Annotated in this window: 20 protein-coding genes; 14 read left to right on the forward strand and 6 right to left on the reverse strand. The window is 69.3% G+C overall.

The window, feature by feature from the left end:
• Nucleotides 1-134: 134 nt before the first annotated feature.
• The 4 genes from rplI to rpsF all read right to left on the reverse strand — a co-directional run bounded on the left by rplI (nucleotide 135) and on the right by rpsF (nucleotide 2,682).
• Nucleotides 135-707, reverse strand: coding sequence for a 50S ribosomal protein L9 (gene rplI, locus FV226_RS09015; RefSeq protein WP_147750486.1), 573 nt, complete (start codon nucleotides 705-707; stop codon nucleotides 135-137).
• A gap of 50 nt (nucleotides 708-757) precedes the next feature.
• Nucleotides 758-1,792 carry a hypothetical protein gene (locus tag FV226_RS09020; RefSeq protein ID WP_147762645.1) on the reverse strand — a complete coding sequence of 345 codons (1,035 nt, stop codon included), beginning with the start codon at nucleotides 1,790-1,792 and terminating at the stop codon, nucleotides 758-760.
• 146 nt (nucleotides 1,793-1,938) lie between these two features.
• Nucleotides 1,939-2,205, reverse strand: coding sequence for a 30S ribosomal protein S18 (rpsR, locus tag FV226_RS09025; RefSeq protein ID WP_147725733.1), 267 nt, complete (start codon nucleotides 2,203-2,205; stop codon nucleotides 1,939-1,941).
• Nucleotides 2,206-2,208: 3 nt separating this feature from the next.
• Nucleotides 2,209-2,682, reverse strand: coding sequence for a 30S ribosomal protein S6 (gene rpsF / locus FV226_RS09030; protein WP_147762646.1), 474 nt, complete (start codon nucleotides 2,680-2,682; stop codon nucleotides 2,209-2,211).
• A 518-nt stretch (nucleotides 2,683-3,200) separates the two neighbouring features.
• Here rpsF and FV226_RS09035 point away from each other — a divergent pair.
• The 11 genes from FV226_RS09035 (at nucleotide 3,201) to tsf (ending at nucleotide 13,178) form a co-directional block, all read left to right on the forward strand.
• Nucleotides 3,201-3,467 carry a hypothetical protein gene (locus FV226_RS09035; RefSeq protein WP_147750489.1) on the forward strand — a complete coding sequence of 89 codons (267 nt, stop codon included), beginning with the start codon at nucleotides 3,201-3,203 and terminating at the stop codon, nucleotides 3,465-3,467.
• A 235-nt stretch (nucleotides 3,468-3,702) separates the two neighbouring features.
• Nucleotides 3,703-4,464: a pyridoxine 5'-phosphate synthase gene (locus tag FV226_RS09045; RefSeq protein WP_147762647.1), complete on the forward strand. Its 762-nt coding sequence runs from the start codon at nucleotides 3,703-3,705 to the stop codon at nucleotides 4,462-4,464.
• Nucleotides 4,461-4,874, forward strand: a complete 414-nt coding sequence (gene acpS, locus FV226_RS09050) for a holo-ACP synthase (protein ID WP_147750491.1) — start codon at nucleotides 4,461-4,463, stop codon at nucleotides 4,872-4,874. The genes FV226_RS09045 and acpS overlap by 4 nt, the downstream gene beginning before the upstream one ends.
• 139 nt (nucleotides 4,875-5,013) lie before the next feature.
• Complete coding sequence (lepB, locus tag FV226_RS09055; protein ID WP_147762648.1) at nucleotides 5,014-5,811, forward strand: signal peptidase I; 798 nt, start codon at nucleotides 5,014-5,016, stop codon at nucleotides 5,809-5,811.
• Nucleotides 5,812-5,819: 8 nt separating this feature from the next.
• Complete coding sequence (gene rnc / locus FV226_RS09060; RefSeq protein WP_246691537.1) at nucleotides 5,820-6,614, forward strand: ribonuclease III; 795 nt, start codon at nucleotides 5,820-5,822, stop codon at nucleotides 6,612-6,614.
• Nucleotides 6,615-6,619: 5 nt separating this feature from the next.
• Nucleotides 6,620-7,618: a GTPase Era gene (era, locus tag FV226_RS09065; protein ID WP_147762672.1), complete on the forward strand. Its 999-nt coding sequence runs from the start codon at nucleotides 6,620-6,622 to the stop codon at nucleotides 7,616-7,618.
• Between the two features lie 221 nt (nucleotides 7,619-7,839).
• Nucleotides 7,840-8,760 carry a methyltransferase gene (locus tag FV226_RS09070; RefSeq protein WP_147762650.1) on the forward strand — a complete coding sequence of 307 codons (921 nt, stop codon included), beginning with the start codon at nucleotides 7,840-7,842 and terminating at the stop codon, nucleotides 8,758-8,760.
• A gap of 28 nt (nucleotides 8,761-8,788) precedes the next feature.
• Entirely contained in the window at nucleotides 8,789-9,532 is a 744-nt protein-coding gene (locus FV226_RS09075) for a pseudouridine synthase (RefSeq protein WP_147762651.1), read from the forward strand.
• A 149-nt stretch (nucleotides 9,533-9,681) separates the two neighbouring features.
• Entirely contained in the window at nucleotides 9,682-10,944 is a 1,263-nt protein-coding gene (locus FV226_RS09080) for a diguanylate cyclase (RefSeq protein ID WP_187277306.1), read from the forward strand.
• A gap of 124 nt (nucleotides 10,945-11,068) precedes the next feature.
• Entirely contained in the window at nucleotides 11,069-12,136 is a 1,068-nt protein-coding gene (locus FV226_RS09085; RefSeq protein ID WP_147762653.1) for a 30S ribosomal protein S2, read from the forward strand.
• A 121-nt stretch (nucleotides 12,137-12,257) separates the two neighbouring features.
• Nucleotides 12,258-13,178, forward strand: a complete 921-nt coding sequence (gene tsf / locus FV226_RS09090; protein WP_147762654.1) for a translation elongation factor Ts — start codon at nucleotides 12,258-12,260, stop codon at nucleotides 13,176-13,178.
• A gap of 90 nt (nucleotides 13,179-13,268) precedes the next feature.
• Here the strand turns inward: tsf and FV226_RS09095 are convergent, their stop codons facing one another.
• Nucleotides 13,269-13,547, reverse strand: coding sequence for a helix-turn-helix domain-containing protein (locus FV226_RS09095; RefSeq protein ID WP_147762655.1), 279 nt, complete (start codon nucleotides 13,545-13,547; stop codon nucleotides 13,269-13,271).
• On the reverse strand, nucleotides 13,516-13,788 hold the full coding sequence (locus tag FV226_RS09100) for a BrnT family toxin (protein WP_147762673.1): 273 nt from the start codon (nucleotides 13,786-13,788) through the stop codon (nucleotides 13,516-13,518). The genes FV226_RS09095 and FV226_RS09100 overlap by 32 nt, the downstream gene beginning before the upstream one ends.
• A 183-nt stretch (nucleotides 13,789-13,971) precedes the next feature.
• Between FV226_RS09100 and pyrH the strand changes: the two genes are divergently transcribed.
• From pyrH to frr, 3 genes are all read left to right on the forward strand, one after another.
• Nucleotides 13,972-14,694: a UMP kinase gene (gene pyrH / locus FV226_RS09105; RefSeq protein ID WP_147750500.1), complete on the forward strand. Its 723-nt coding sequence runs from the start codon at nucleotides 13,972-13,974 to the stop codon at nucleotides 14,692-14,694.
• 146 nt (nucleotides 14,695-14,840) lie between these two features.
• Nucleotides 14,841-15,332: a BLUF domain-containing protein gene (locus FV226_RS09110; protein ID WP_210246579.1), complete on the forward strand. Its 492-nt coding sequence runs from the start codon at nucleotides 14,841-14,843 to the stop codon at nucleotides 15,330-15,332.
• 153 nt (nucleotides 15,333-15,485) lie between these two features.
• Nucleotides 15,486-16,052, forward strand: coding sequence for a ribosome recycling factor (gene frr, locus FV226_RS09115; RefSeq protein ID WP_147750502.1), 567 nt, complete (start codon nucleotides 15,486-15,488; stop codon nucleotides 16,050-16,052).
• Nucleotides 16,053-16,222: the final 170 nt, after the last annotated feature.

Consider the following 16,222-nt stretch of genomic DNA (forward strand, 5'->3'; position numbering starts at 1 on the left):
CCCCTCGGTTCGAGGAACGGGCGTCCATCTTGGAACAAACGATGAACGCGTCAACCCTCTCGGGGCGCCGTCCCCGCTGTCACCGCCATCCACAGCCCTCCGTCTCCATCGCAGGAGGCGGGAGGGCGGCGCGATCAGCCGCGGTCGTCGGCGCCTTCGCCGGCCTCGGCCAGCGCCATGCCGACTTCCAGGCCGAGGTCGTCGAGGTTGAACGCCTCGCGCTCGGTGACCGACTCGCCGCGGGCCTGACGCTCGGCCTCCTCGGGGCTGCGGGCGACGTTGACGGTGACCTTCACGTCGACCTCGGGGTGCAGCACCACCGGGACCACGTGCAGGCCGAGCGTCTTGATCGGCTGGTTCAGGGTGAACTGGCCGCGCTCGACGGTGAAGCCGTCCTTGGTCACGACCTCGGCGAGGTCGCGGGTGGAGACCGAGCCGTAGAGCACGCCGGACTCGCCCGACTGGCGGATGAGCACGAAGGTCTGGCCGTCGAGCTTCTCGGCGACGGCCTCGGCGTCCTTCTTGCGGTCGAGGTTCTTCGCCTCGAGCTGGGCGCGCTGGGTCTCGAAGTGCTTCTTGTTGCCTTCCGTCGCGCGCAGCGCCTTGCCGCGGGCGAGGAGGAAGTTGCGGGCGAAGCCCGGCTTCACGTTCACGGTCTCGCCCATCTGGCCGAGCTTGGCGACGCGCTCAAGCAGGATCACTTCCATGGTTTTCGTCCTTCTCTCAGTGGGGCCGCCGCTGCGGGCCGGCCGGGGTCTCAAGGGGCCGCGCCGTCGGGTCGACGGCGGCGGTTGAGCGCGGTGTCGGCGAGGCCGAACAGGGTGAGCACGATCAGGGCGATGCCCTGCGTGAAGAACAGGATCAGGTAGAGGCCGAACAGCATCATGCCGCGGGCGGGCCGGCCGCGGCTGCGGTCGTGGAAGGCGGCGAGCCCCTGCAGCGCGAAGACCGCGCTCACCGAACCGACGAGTGCGGTGCCGAGGACGCCCGCGTAGCCCGGCGCGAAGGCGAGGACCGCCGCCACCGCCAGCAGCCCGAGCATGGTGCGCGGCATGATGGTCGCAGGGATGTCCGGCCAGGGCCGCGGCAGGCGGCCCGAGAGCTGGACGATGCGGGCGGAGGCCCAGAGATAGAAGGTCAGGAGCAGGGCGAGACCGTTCGCGGCGAAGGCCGGCACGGTGCGGGCCAGCGCGTCGACCAGCTCGGCATGGGCTTCCGCGGCCGCGGGCGCGGCGTCGGCGGTCTCGCCGGGCTTGCCAGCTTCGGCCTTGTCGGCGGTGGCCGTGTCGGCGCCCGGCTTGTCCGTACCGGGTTTGGCCGGGGCGCTCGGCAGGTCGCGCATTTGCGCACGGACGATCGTTCCGGCCAAGCCCTTGAGCTGACCCTCGAACGCCTCGTGGCTCGGCGCCGACATCACGGCGATGGCGATGAAGGCGAGCGCCGCCGTCGCCCCGGTCCAGCCGAGCAGGCGCCCGGTCGGATACCATTCGAGGGTGCCGTCGGCGTTCGGTCGGCCGAGCAGGGCGAGGTAGGCCAGCCACCAGGCCGGCACCGCGAGGTAGGCCGCAAAGCCCAGGCCGAGATAAGGGGAGACGACGAGCGCCAGCGCGAGGCTGCCGGAGGCGGCCGCCGCGAGCGCGGCGCGCGAATTCCAGCCGAGACCCACGATGAGGATCGGCAGGGGCGCCAGGAGGTAGAGGACGATCGCGAGCGGGGTGGCCTTCAGCAGCATTCCGAACAGGAGTGCCGAGACGAGGCCCGCGCCGATACCGATGCCGAGGTTCTGAACCATGAAATCCGCTGTCCCGCCGCCGCGCTCGAAATGCGGGCGGGGTTAGAGGCAGGAAGCGACCCAACGATCGGGCGGCGGGGATGTCCGCCGCCCGGGAATCGAGGCCGCCGGCTCCGAAGACCGGACCGGCGACCTCCGCGAAAAGCCTACTTGATGACGTAGGGGAGCAGGCCGAGGAAGCGCGAGCGCTTGATCGCCTGGGCGAGCTCGCGCTGCTTCTTGGCCGAGACCGCGGTGATGCGGGACGGGACGATCTTGCCGCGCTCCGAGACGTAACGCGACAGCAGCTTCACGTCCTTGTAGTCGATCTTCGGCGCGTTGGCGCCGGAGAAGGGGCAGGTCTTGCGACGACGGAAGAACGGACGACGGCCACCGCCGCCGGCGGCTCCACCAGCACTTGCACCGAATGCCATGGCTTAGTTCTCCCCGCCGAAGTTGCGCTCGGGCCGGTCGCCGCGATCGCCGCGATCCCCACGGTCGCGGTCGCCGCCGAAGCCGCCGCCGCCACCACCGAAGCCCTCGTCGTCGCGACGACGGCCGCGCTCACGATCCTTGCGGTCGTCGCGGTCGCGCTTCTGCATCATCGCGGACGGCTCGTGCTCGAGCTCTTCCACGCGGATGGTCATGAAGCGGAGCACGTCTTCCGAGATCTGCATCTGGCGCTCCATCTCGGCCATGGCGGCCGGGGGGGCGTCGATGTTGAGCAAGGTGAAGTGCGCCTTGCGGTTCTTCTTGATCCGGTAGGCGAGGGACTTGACGCCCCACATCTCGATCTTCTCGAAACGTCCGCCGTTCTGTTCGATGACGCCCTTGTAGGTCTCGATCATCGTCTCGACCTGCTGGGACGTCACGTCCTGGCGTGCCAGGAATACGTGCTCGTAGAGAGGCATTACGGGCCCTTCAGCTTGAATGAGGCCCGGACATGCAGATGCACGATGAGTTCCGGGCCGGTTCGGTTCGCGAGATCGCCCGGCGCCAAGCCCTCCGAGCCGTTTAAGGGGCCCGAGCGGTTGATCGAAGGCGGAGACACGGGACGACGGCTCGTTCGGATGTCGCCCGAGGCGACGCGAAGAAAGCCTGTGCCGCGAACGGCACCGTCCGTTCAGCCCCCAGCCGGAGCGAACGCGAAGGGGGCCGATAGTCGGTTTCGCCGAAAATCGCAAGGCCCGCCCGCAAGGCCGGATCGAGAAGGCGCACCCGCCGGGTCGCACGGATGCCTGCCCGGTAGCGATCGCGCCGCGCGAAGCGCTTCGGCACGGCGACAGTGATTTATCAGTCGCAAAAATCGAAATGGTGACAGACCGTTAGGCCCGGTTCCCTGTGGCCGGGCATCGCCGCGAAAAAATTCTTCCGAACTATCGGTGTCGCGCAACGTTCCTGATCCACATCGATCAAATAAAGGATACATCTGATGCGTAAGACCCTCATCTCCGCCACGGCTCTCGTGCTCGCGCTGTCGGGCGCAGCGTTCGCGCAGTCCGCCACCGGCAACATGAACAACCCCGGCAGCGTGAAGAGCAACTCCGAGAAGGCGATGGAGAAGGGCGGCACCGTGCGCGGCGACATGCCGGCCACCACCGGCACCGCTCCGGGCGCCGCCACCACGATGCCGGCCGCCCGCGAGGACGGCACCCGCACGGTTCCGGGCAACGCCGGCGCCAACCCGGTTCGCTAAGCTCTGCATACCGCCGAGTCTTTCGGCATCTTCGGAAAGGCCGGGCGTATCGCGCCCGGCCTTTTCGCGTTCGAGGGCGCCTTCGAGGGAGGGCGCGACGATCCGCCGGCGGGCGCATCCGCCTTCGAAGCCCCGGCGATGCGGCGGATTTTCCGCTCCGGCGAGGCGCCACGGCGGCGCGATCTGGGCTATGGACGACGCGTCCAACCCGAAGCCCTCTGATAAAGGTCGGCGCATGTCGGCACAGCCTCTCCGCCTCGGCGTGAACATCGACCACGTCGCCACCGTCCGCAACGCCCGCGGCGGGGCCTATCCCGATCCGGTGAAGGCCGCGCATCTGGCGGTGGAAGCCGGTGCCGACGGGATCACCGCGCATCTGCGCGAGGACCGGCGGCACATCCGCGACGCCGACATGGAAGCGCTCGCCCGCACGCTCACGGTGCCGCTCAACTTCGAGATGGCCGCCACCGACGAGATGGTGGCGCTGGCGTTCAAGCTGAAGCCGCACGCCGCCTGCCTCGTCCCGGAGAAGCGCGAGGAGCGCACCACCGAGGGCGGCCTCGACATCGTCGGCGGGCGCGCGCACCTGGCGCCCCGCATCCGGGCGCTGGCCGAGGCCGGCATCCGCGTCTCGCTGTTCGTCGAGCCCGACCCGGCCGTGATGGAGGCGGCCCACGCGCTGGGCGCGCCGGTGGTCGAGCTTCACACCGGCAGCTACTGCGAGGCCGCGATCGCGGGAGACGCGGCGGCCACGGCGCACGAGCACGACCGGATCGTCCGCGCGGCCGCGCACGGGCAGGGTCTCGGTCTCGAGATCCATGCCGGACACGGGCTCACCACCGGCAGCGTCGGGCCGATCGCGCAGATCCCGCAGATCCGCGAGCTCAACATCGGCCACGCCCTCATCGCCGACGCGATCTTCGTCGGGCTGCCCCAGGCGATCCGCGACATGCGCACCGCGATGGATGAGGCCCGCGCCGGAGGCCGGGGCCAATGATCCTCGGGATCGGTTCCGACCTCTGCGACATCCGCCGGATCGAGCGCTCGCTGGAGCGCTTCGGCGAGCGCTTCACCCACCGGGTGTTCACCGACGGCGAGCGCGCCCGGTGCGACCGCAAGGCCGCTCGCGCGCCCTCTTACGCCCGGCGCTTCGCCGCCAAGGAGGCCTGCGCCAAGGCGCTCGGCACCGGCCTCGCCAACGGCGTGTTCTGGCGCGACATGGAGGTGGTGAACCTCCCCAGCGGTCAGCCGACCCTCCGCCTCACCGGGGGTGCCCAGGAGCGGCTCGCCGCGATGCTTCCGGCCGGCCACGGGGCCAAGGTCCACGTCACGCTCACCGACGATCCGCCGATGGCACAAGCTTTCGTGATCATCGAGGCCGTGCCGGAGGGCACCGGACGGGATTGACGCGCGATCCCGGCGCGTTGCGGGGGAACCCGGCTTGGTCTAGACCGCCGCGACGCAACGGACACGGGTGGGGCGCCGCGGGCGGCGCCCGCGCGGGCCGTCGGCCTCGTCCCGGACGGATCGCCAGACGGATCGACAGATGGAACGCGCGCGCTTGGATCGGGACGGAAAGCACGAAGTCCGCACGCAGCCGGGCACCTGGGCCAGCATCCGCGAGACGCTGAAGGTCGGGATCCAGGCGCTGCTGATCGCGCTCGTGGTGCGCACGCTCCTGTTCCAGCCGTTCAACATCCCCTCCGGCTCGCTGATCCCGACGCTGCTGATCGGCGACTACCTGTTCGTGTCGAAGTACTCCTACGGCTACTCGAAGTACTCCCTGCCGTTAAGCGAGTACCTTCCGATCAAGTCGGGAGGGCGCGTCTGGGCGGCCGAGCCCAAGCGCGGCGACATCGCGGTGTTCAAGCTGCCCAAGGACAACGCCACCGACTACATCAAGCGGGTGATCGGCCTGCCCGGCGACAAGATCCAGATGATCGACGGCGTGCTCAACATCAACGGCAAGCCGGTCAAGCGCGAGCGCATCGCCGACTACGAGACCATCGACCCCTACGGCCAGGCGACGAAGGTGCCGCAGTACAACGAGACGCTGCCGAACGGCGTCGTGCACCACACGATCGAGCGCGACGGCGACAACGGGTTCTGGGACAAGACCGAACTCTACACCGTGCCGCCGGGCCACTTCTTCATGATGGGCGACAACCGCGACAACTCGACCGATTCGCGCGACCTCGCCAACGTCGGCTACGTGCCGTTCGAGAACTTCGTCGGCCGCGCCGAGATGATCTTCTTCTCGATCGACGAGGGCACGCCCGCCTGGCAGATATGGAACTGGCCGGCCCACGTGCGCTGGGGCCGCCTGTTCTCGACGATCCACTGACCTCCGCCTTGGCCGACGAGGCGCGCCCCTCCGCCCGCGCCCGGCGCAAGGCGCGGCCCAAGCCCGACCTGTCGGCGCTGGAGGCGCGGATCGGGCACAGCTTCGCCGACCCGTCGCTGCTCGCCCGCGCGGTGACGCATGTCAGCAAGGCGGCCGGCCGCGTCGGCAGCTACCAGCGCCTCGAGTTCCTCGGCGACCGCGTCCTCGGCCTCGCCATCGCCGACAGGCTCTACGCCGCCTTCCCGGAGTCCGACGAGGGCGACCTTTCGCGGCGCCTCGCGGGCCTGGTTCGGCGCGAGACCTGCGCCGCCGTCGCCACCGCCTGGGACGTCGGCCCCCACCTCGTCCTCGGGCAGGGCGAGGTTTTGGGCGGCGGGCGCCGCAACCAGACGATCCTGGCCGACGTGTGCGAATCCATCCTCGGCGCGGTCTACATGGATGCCGGCTACGAGGCCGCCCGGGCGCTTATCGAATCCGCCTTCCGCCCGGCCGAGCCGACCGGCGCGCCCCGCGGCCGCGACGCGAAGTCGGCGCTGCAGGAATGGGCGATGGGCCGCGGCCTCGCGATCCCGGTCTACGAGGTCGTCGAGCGCTCCGGCCCCGACCACGCCCCGCATTTCCGCATCGCCGCCCGCGTCGCCGGGCTGGAGGCGGGGATCGGGGAGGGGCCTTCGAAGCGCCTCGCCGAGCAGGACGCCGCCCGCGCCGTGCTGGGCCGCGAGGGCATCGTCGAGGGTGGCGGCCCCGGCGGACACGAAGCAGGGAACGGGGTCGGCGAGCGGCCGAGCGAGGACCGAACATGAGCGCGATGGCCCAAGAAGAGCCCCAGGACGACCCGCAGGACGATTCCGAGGACGCGTTCGAGGCGGCGGCGGAGCGGGCGCCCCCGAGCCTGCTGCCGGGCACGCCCACCGATGCCAAGGCCGGCTTCGTCGCCCTGATCGGCGTGCCCAACGCCGGCAAGTCGACGCTCCTGAACAGCCTCGTCGGCACCAAGGTCTCGATCGTCTCGCGCAAGGTCCAGACCACGCGGGCGCTGGTGCGCGGCATCCTGATCGAGGGCTCGGCCCAGGTGGTGCTCGTCGACACGCCCGGCATCTTCCAGCCGAAGCGCAGGCTCGACCGGGCGATGGTCCACTCCGCCTGGAGCGGGGCGGCCGACGCCGACGCGGTCTGCCTGCTGGTCGACGCCCGCAAGGGGATCGACGAGGAGCTGGAGACGATCCTGGCGCGCCTGCCGGACGTGCGCCGGCACAAGATCCTGATCCTCAACAAGATCGACCTCATCCTGCGCGAGAAGCTGCTCGCGCTGGCCGAGGAGCTGAACAAGCGCATCCCCTTCGCCGACACCTTCATGATCTCGGCGCTGAACGGCGACGGCATCGCCACGCTGAAGCAAGCTCTGGCCAAGCTGATGCCGGCCGGCCCCTGGCTTTACCCAGAGGATCAGGTCTCGGACGCGCCGATCCGCATGCTCGCTTCGGAAATCACCCGCGAAAAGCTCTACGACCGTTTGCACGAGGAGCTGCCCTACCGCTCCACCGTCGAGACCGATCAGTGGCAGGTGCGCAAGGACGGCTCGGTGCGCATCGAGCAGACCATCTTCGTCGAGCGCGAGAGCCAGCGCTCGATCGTGCTCGGCAAGGACGGCCAGACCATCAAGGCGATCGGCACGGCGGCCCGCCGCGAGATCGCCGAGGTGGCCGAGACCACGGTGCATCTGTTTCTGCATGTGAAGGTGCGCGAGAACTGGGCCGACGACCCGGCCCGCTACCGCGAGATGGGCCTGGAATTCCCGCGCGGCTGATTCTTTTCTGCGCGCGCCTTTTCGAATCGCGCGAAACGGCGTGTTGATGCGTCGGGCTCTCCGTGCCGACCCGGCGGTGAGCGGATTCCGCGACGACGACCCGACCGCCTATCCCGAGCCGTTCCCGCGCGGAGCGGCCGCATCGCGGCGTCGCCCGCATCCCCTATGGCCTCTTCAGTCGACCGACACCGAAATCCGCGACACCGAAATCCACGATACCCATGTCCGACACGTCCCTATCCGATGCCGTCTACGGCCTGCCGCCCGCGGAGCTCGCCGACGTTCCGCCCGGCGCCGTCCAGGTCTCGCCCCTCGTTCCCGGATCGGCCCGGCTGGAGGATTGCGCTGACCTGAGCCTCGCGCGGGTCTGGATGCTCGCGCCGCCCGGGACCGTGGAGCGCCGCTTCGTCCTGGCGCAGGCGCTTCGCGCGCTCCGGCCCGGCGGCGACCTCCTGGCGCTGGCGCCGAAGGATCGCGGCGGGGCGCGGCTCGCGCGTGAACTTTCCGACCTCGGCTGCGGCAGCGCCGAGGAGGCCAGGCGCCACCACCGGATCTGCCGCGTCGTCCGGCCCGAGGGCGCGTTGCCGCTGGACGCGGCGCTCTCCGAGGGCGCACCGCGCCACATCGACAACCTCGCGCTGTGCACGCAGCCCGGCATCTTCTCGTGGGACCGGCTCGATCCCGGCAGCGCGCTGCTGCTCGCGACGCTGCCCGCGCTGAAGGGCGCCGGCGCCGACCTCGGCTGCGGCCTCGGCATCCTGGCGCGCGCGGTGCTGGCCTCACCCGCCGTCACCGCGCTGACGTTGGTCGACGTCGACCGCCGCGCCGTCGAGATGGCACGCCGCAACGTCGGCGACCCGCGTAGCAGTATCCGCTGGGCCGACATCCGCGCCGCCGACCTGGGCCTGACGCGCCTCGACTTCGTGGTGACGAACCCGCCTTTCCACGATGGCGGCACCGAGGACCAGAAGCTCGGCCAGGTCTTCATCCGCCGCGCCGCGGAGGCGCTTCGCCCCGGCGGCAGCCTGTGGCTGACGGCCAACGCGCACCTGCCCTACGAGCGCGTGCTCGCCGAGGCCTTCAAGGCGGTGACGGTGAAGGCGTCGGCCCACGGCTACAAGGTGTTCGAGGCGCGCAAGTGAGTCGGATTCGTCTGAGTCGGGGGCTTCGATGAGCAAGGTCCCGACCGCCCGGCTCGACAAGCTGCTGGCCAACCTCGGCTACGGCTCGCGCCGCGAGATCGCGGGCTTGGCGCGGGCCGGCCGCATCGTCCTCGACGGCGCGTCCCTCGACGACGCGGGCGCCCGCATCGCCGTGACCCCGGATCTGCCCGCACGCCTGACCGTCGACGGCGAAGGCATCGACCCGCCGCCCGGCCTCGCGCTGATGCTGCACAAGCCGCTGGGCGTGACCTGTTCGCACAAGGAGGCCGGCCCGCTGGTCTACGGGCTGCTGCCCGAGCGCTGGCGCCGCCGCGACCCGGCGCTGTCCACCGTCGGCCGCCTCGACAAGGAAACCTCCGGCCTGCTGCTCCTGACCGACGACGGCGCGCTGCTGCACCGGATCATCGCGCCCAAGGCCAACGTCGCCAAGCGCTACCGCGTCACGCTGGATCGCCCGCTCCGGGGCGACGAAGGCGCGATCCTCGCCGCCGGCACCCTGACGCTGGAGGACGACGACAAGCCGCTCCTCCCCGTGGGATTCTCCGCCGACGACGCGACCCACGCCACCGTGACCCTGCACGAGGGCCGCTACCATCAGGTCCGCCGCATGTTCGCGGCGATGAGCAACCACGTCACGGCCCTCCACCGCGACCGCGTCGGCGGGCTCGACCTGCCGGCCGACCTGCCGGCGGGGGCGTATCGGGTGATGGATTCGCTCGCGATCGCAGTGGTCTTCGCGGTGGCGGAGTAAGCCCGGCGGTCGGTCCCCCGCGCCCGCCTGCGGATGCGTGGTCCATCTTGTCGCAGGCGCCGACGATGCGACGGCGTCGATCGACGATGAAAACGCTTCGAAAGGTATCTAGACCTAAGGTGGTCGCCGAGAGGCCGAGGTACGCGTCGATGCAATCCTACGATATCGGCGAGGGCTTACAGCCGGACATCGTCGAGCGTGAAATCGCGGCGGGAAGCCGCCGCCTCGCCTTCGCGCGGCCGATCGAGACGTTGTTCGAGCGGAACGGCCGGGAGGCCCGCGCCCGCGTCATGACGATCACGACCCTCGTCGGGGTGCTGGTCTACGACCTGTTCCTCGTGCTGGACCAGATCCTCCTGCCCGACGTCTTCGCGATGATGGTCGTCGCCCGGATCGGGATCTTCACGCCGTTCGCGCTCGGAATGCTGTGGATCGCACGCCGGCACCCGACCCGGTTTCGGATGGAAGGCAGCTCGGTGGTCTGCGGCCTGCTCTCCCTGCTGTTGCCGACGCTTGTCCTGGCGCAGAGCGACAGCGTCTTCAAGCTCAATTATCAGTACACGAACGTTCTCATCATGATGTTCGTAGCGGTGGTCCAGCAGAACCGCTTTCGATACGCGCTCATCGCGCTCGTATCGAGTATCGCCATCCATTTCAGTGTGATATTTTGGTGGAGGATGTTCGACGTCGCCAACTCCATGGCGATCGTCATGTTCTACTCGACCTGCTTGATCCACCTCTCGATCGCGGCCTACATCATCGAATACCACGAGCGCAGGAGTTTCCTCTTCGGGCTCCATGCCACCCTGCTTCGCGAGCAGATCACGCGCGCTGCGCGGACGGACGCGCTGACCGGCCTCTTCAACCGGCGGTACCTGGCCGAATACTTCGACGCCGTGGCCCCATCGCCGCCGGCACGCACCGTCCTGGCGATCCTGCTCGACATCGACCACTTCAAGGCCTTCAACGACAGCCGCGGCCATGTCGAGGGCGACGACTGCCTGCGCCGGGTGAGCGCCGGCGTCGCTGCGGTCGCCGCCCGGCGCGGCGGGGTGACCTTCCGATTCGGCGGCGAGGAGATCCTGATCCTGGTGCAGGGCATGGAGCTGGCCGACGGCATGCGGCTGGCGGAGGCGGTGAGGGCGGCCATCGAGGCGACCGCGATCCCGCACCCGGCGCTCGGGGCCGGCCGCGTGGTCACCGCCAGCCTGGGCGTAGCCGGCGGCCTCGTGCCGGGCATCGCGCTGAGCGACCTCGTCGCCGCCGCGGACACCGCACTCTATGCCGCCAAGCGGGCCGGCCGCAACCGCGCGCTTCCCGGCCCCGTCCCCGTGGCGGCGGAGCAGGACGGTCCTCCCTCGCACCGGTCGGAGCCCGGCGACACCGTTGCCCCGGCGGCGATCCTCTGCTAAGGCCCCGCCCATTCCACACGCGGAGCCGGCCCCATGCCTGAATGGGGCGTTTCCGGTGATCGGCCGATCCGTCGGCCGGTCGCTACCTCCGCGGCGGCATCAACCGGAAAGAAAGCGAACACTCATGGCCGTCGATTTCACCATGCGCCAGCTCCTCGAGGCCGGCGCCCACTTCGGGCACCAGTCGCACCGCTGGAACCCGAAGATGCAGCCCTACATCTTCGGTACCCGCAACAACATCCACATCATCGACCTCGCCCAGACGGTGCCGGCCCTGCACACCGCGCTGCAGGCGGTGAGCGACACGGTCGCCAAGGGCGGCCGCGTGCTGTTCGTCGGCACCAAGCGCCAGGCGGCCGACACGATCGCCGAGGCCGCCAAGCGTTCGGCCCAGTACTACGTCAACTCCCGCTGGCTCGGCGGCATGCTGACCAACTGGAAGACCATCTCCGGTTCGATCTCGCGCCTGCGCAAGGTCGACGAGACCCTGGACACCGGCGGCCCGGGCCTCACCAAGAAGGAGCGCCTGATGCTGTCCCGTGAGAAGGACAAGCTCGAGAAGGCGCTCGGCGGCATCAAGGACATGGGCGGCGTGCCCGACCTGCTGTTCGTGATCGACACCAACAAGGAGCAGCTCGCGATCAAGGAGGCCCAGCGCCTCGGGATCCCGGTCGCCGCCATCGTCGACACCAACTGCAACCCGGACGGCATCACCTACGTGGTCCCGGCCAACGACGACGCCGGCCGCGCCATCGCGCTCTACTGCGACCTGATCGCCCGCGCCGCCATCGACGGCATCTCCCGCGGCCAGGGCACGTCGGGCGTCGACCTCGGCGCCTCCGAGGAGCCGATGGCCGAGGAGCTTCCCGGCGAGGAGGTTGCCGCCGTCTCGGTGGAGTCGGGCGCCCTCGACCCGGCCGACGTGGCGATGCTCGCCGAGACCACCGAGCACTTCGAGCTGCTCGCCGCCCCTCGCGGCGCGCCGGACGACCTGTCCAAGCTCCACGGCGCCGGCCCGCAGATCGTGCAGAAGCTCAACGAAGGCGGCATCTACCATTACTGGCAGATCGCGGCGATGAGCCCCGAGGACGTCGCCAAGGTCGACGCCGACCTGAAGCTCAACGACCGCTTCAGCCGTGACGGCTGGGTCGCCCAGGCTCGCGGCTTCGTCGAGGCCCAGGCCGCCGCCTGATCGCCCGATGGATCGCGGCGGCCCCGTCCGGGGCGCCGTGATCCGCACCATCACATTCGGGCCCGGCGTTCACCCCTGAACGTCGGGCTCCTCTCATCTGAACGATACGAAAGGACCGGCCATGGCCAACATCACCGCCGCGATGGTGAAGGAACTCCGCGAGAAGACCGGCGCGGGCATGATGGACTGCAAGGGCGCGCTCAACGAGACGCAGGGCGACCTCGAGGCCGCCGTCGACTGGCTGCGCACCAAGGGTCTCGCCAAGGCCGCCAAGAAGGCCGGCCGCGTCGCCGCGGAAGGTCTCGTCGCCGTCGAGTCCGCCGGCCACCACGCCGCGATCGTCGAGGTCAACTCCGAGACCGACTTCGTCGCCCGCAACGACGCCTTCCAGGCCTTCGCCCGCGAGGCCGCCAAGATGGCGCTCGACTCCGACGGCACCCTCGACAGCTTGCAGGCCGCCCACTTCCCCGGCGGCAGCGAGACCGTCTCGGAGAAGCTGCAGAACCTCATCGCCACCATCGGCGAGAACATGAACCTGCGCCGCGTCGCCAAGCTCGACGTGAGCAAGGGCGTGATCGCGAGCTACGTCCACGGCCAGATCTCCGAGGGCCTCGGCAAGATCGGCGTGCTGGTCGCGCTCGAGTCCGAGGGTGACGTCGAGTACCTCTCGACGCTGGGCCGCCAGATCGCCATGCACGTCGCCGCCACCAACCCGGTTGCGCTCGACGCCTCCGGCGTCGACGCCGCCACGCTGGAGCGCGAGTCGAACATCCTGCGCGAGAAGAACGCCGGCAAGCCCGACCACGTGATGGCCAAGATCGTCGAGAGCGGCCTCAAGAGCTACTACAAGGAGGTCACCCTCCTGGAGCAGCCCTTCGTGCACGACGGCTCGAAGACGATCAGCCAGGTGATCAAGGAGGCCGCCGGCAAGGCCGGCGCCCCGGTCGCGCTCACCGGCTTCGTGCGCTACGCGCTCGGCGACGGCATCGAGAAGGAAGAGGGCCCCGACTTCGCGAGCGAAGTCGCCGCCATGTCGCGCTGAGCCGCAGCACGATTGTTTTGGGAAGCCCCGGCCGCAAGGCCGGGGCTTTTTGCGTCGTACCGTCGAACGGCGTGGCTGCCGGCGTTCGCCTCAGGCGATGGCGGCGGCGACCATGTCCGGATGCCGGGCGATGACGCGGACGTAGGCGACCGCGAAATCGGGTGCCGTGGTCCGCGCCTGCTCCCAATCGCGCAAGGTTCCGAGCGACACCCGAAAGCGCAGAGCGAATTCGCCTTGCGACAATCCGAGGCTCGTGCGCGCCATGCGGATCAGCCGAGCCTTCTGCGCCCGATCCAAAGTCGTGGCCGAGACGTCGAAATCCTCCGGGTCGCTGGTCTCAGAGGCCAGAATGGTAGGCTCGTCCTTCACCGGCGTTGCTCCTTCTGACCGAGATGAACTGCGGTCGCCCGTTCCGCCACGTGAACACGGCCGTGTGTAGTTTGCCCTCGACCGACCCCACAGCCTTGAAGTGTTCCTCCCCGTCCTGCGGGCGGACAGAGGGAATGATCAGGTGGGCTTCGTCCGGCATGATCCTGTCGCCGAATGCGAGCGACAGGCCGTGCCGCTCGCGGTTGATCGCGTCCTTGCCGGGATCGAACGGCTCGTCCATCCGATGATGAGTGCGGAATTTCCGTACTTCTGGCAAGTTCATCCTCGTGGTCGGCCGCCGATTTTTCGGAAGCGGTTCGCTGACCGGGTCTCCGAGCCCTCGACGGTCCGGGGCGGGGTGACGTAGAAGCCCCTCGGTTCTGGATCAGGTGCGGCCGTGTCGCCGGACCCTATGAGGTGGACGATGCCGGAGACGACGCCGTTTCGCCGCGTGCTGGTCAAACTCTCCGGCGAGGCGCTGGCCGCCCCGGACGGGTACTGGCTCCATCCGCCGACGCTGGCGGGGCTCGCCGAGGACATCGCCCGAGCCATCGAAGCCGGGATCGAGGTCGCGCTGGTGGTGGGCGGTGGAAACATGATCCGCGGCGCGCGGATTTCGCAGGCGGGCTTCATCGATCGAGCCACCGGCGATTCGCTCGGCATGATGGCGACGGTGATGAATTCGCTGGCGCTTGAGACAGCGCTGAACGCGGCCGGCGTGCCCGCCCGCACGATGTCGGCGGTGTCGATGCCGACGATCTGCGAGACCTACGCGCGCCAGCCGGCTTTGCACCACCTCGACAAGGGCCAGGTGGTGGTGCTCGCCGGCGGCACCGGCAACCCGTTCTTCACCACCGACACGGCCGCCGTGCTCCGTGCCGCGGAACTGCGCTGCGACGCGGTTCTGAAGGCGACGCAGGTGGACGGCGTCTACTCGGCCGACCCCAAGACCCACCCCGACGCGACCCGCTACGACCGCATCACCCACGACGAGGCGATCAGTCGTGACCTCAAGATCATGGATACGGCGGCCTTCGCCCTCGCCCGCGAGAGCCGGCTGTCGATCGTCGTCGGCTCGGTGCACCCGCCGTCCTCGATCACCGCGATCCTGACGGGGCAGGCGCCCTCCACCCTGGTCGTGCCTTGAGACGGCACCCGCGGGTCGGCTCGGGCACGCCCGCGAAAAACAACCAGCGGGCGAAGTTCGTCGTGACGGTTTGGTGAGGATTGAAGGGTTTTAATTCCGGCGCGTCGCGCGGGATAAGCTTTGCGCGGAAACGACGGACCCGTCGAATGCCGCTTTCGCAAATCGTGTTCTTCAGTCGAAATCAGATCAGACTGGCCGGTGGCTCCATGCGCGAGATGGTCAAGGACATCCTGACCGCCTGCAACCGCTACGATCGCGTGTCCGGGCTGACCGGGGCCCTGGTCTTCAACGATCACTTCTTCCTTCAGGCGATGGAGGGGGAACGGGCGGCGATCTCGGAACAGCTTTGGAAGCTCGCCGCAGACAACCGCCACAGCGGCATGGTGCTCATGTCGAGCCGTCCCATCGAGCAGCGCGACTTCGAGGGTTGGATGGTGGGCTTCGCCGGCCATTCCGACGCCCTCGACGCGATCTACATGGATTACGGCGCGACCCCGAAGCTCGACCCGAGCGACATGCCGGTCCAGAGCGCCATCAAACTCCTGCGTGCCTTCGCGCATCTCGACGGCGGCCATTTCGTCCAGAAGTCCGGGGCTGGGCCGATCGTGCCGAAAGACCCGGCCCGTCGGGGCGCTTGAGAACCCGCGCGCGCTGCCGAGCCGAGAGGCTCCGATCGCAGTCCCGATCCGGACGGACGCCATTTGCGGCGAGTCGGATTTTGGTCCATGGAAACGCCCGAACGGCCCCAAGGCCCATCTCACTCCTGATCTTCGCGTCGGAATACCGCCCGCATGGCTACACCAACCCCCTTCGACCTGTCCGACATCAAGCGCCGCATGCAGGGCGCCGTCGCATCGCTCTCCAAGGACCTCGGATCGCTGCGCACCGGCCGCGCGACCCCCAGCATCCTCGACCCGATCCAGGTCGACGCCTACGGCGCCTCGATGCCGATGGCGCAGGTCGCCACCGTCAGCGTGCCCGAGCCGCGCCTGCTCTCGATCTCGGTCTGGGACCGCGGCATGGTCACGGCGGTGGAGAAGGCGATCCGCGAATCCGACCTCGGCCTCAATCCGCAGACGGAAGGCCAGACCATTCGCCTGCGCATCCCCGAGATGAACGAGCAACGCCGCAAGGAAATGGTCAAGGTCGCGCACAAGTATACCGAGGAGGCCCGCGTCGCGGTCCGCCACGTGCGCCGCGACGGGCTCGACCACCTCAAGAAGCTGCTTAAGGACAGCGCCATCTCCGAGGACGACGAGAAGCGCCAGGCCACCGAAGTGCAGAAGGTCACCGACCAGTACATCGGCGAGGTCGACGGGGTGCTGGCGTCCAAGGAAAAGGAAATCATGCAGGTGTGAGGCGGCTTGCGGCTCCCTCTCCCAAGTGGAGAACGAACCCGTGACTGCTTCCGAGATGTGTGGCGCCGGGATCGATCGCGTCCAAAACGACGATGTGACGGAGTTGGGCGGCGTGGACGAGAAGCATTTTGCGCATCTTGCCCTCGCGCGGTTTCGAGGGCCGGAGATCC

It is taken from the genome of Methylobacterium sp. WL12 (genome assembly GCF_008039475.1).
In the GTDB taxonomy this organism is placed as follows: Bacteria; Pseudomonadota; Alphaproteobacteria; order Rhizobiales; family Beijerinckiaceae; genus Methylobacterium; species Methylobacterium cerastii.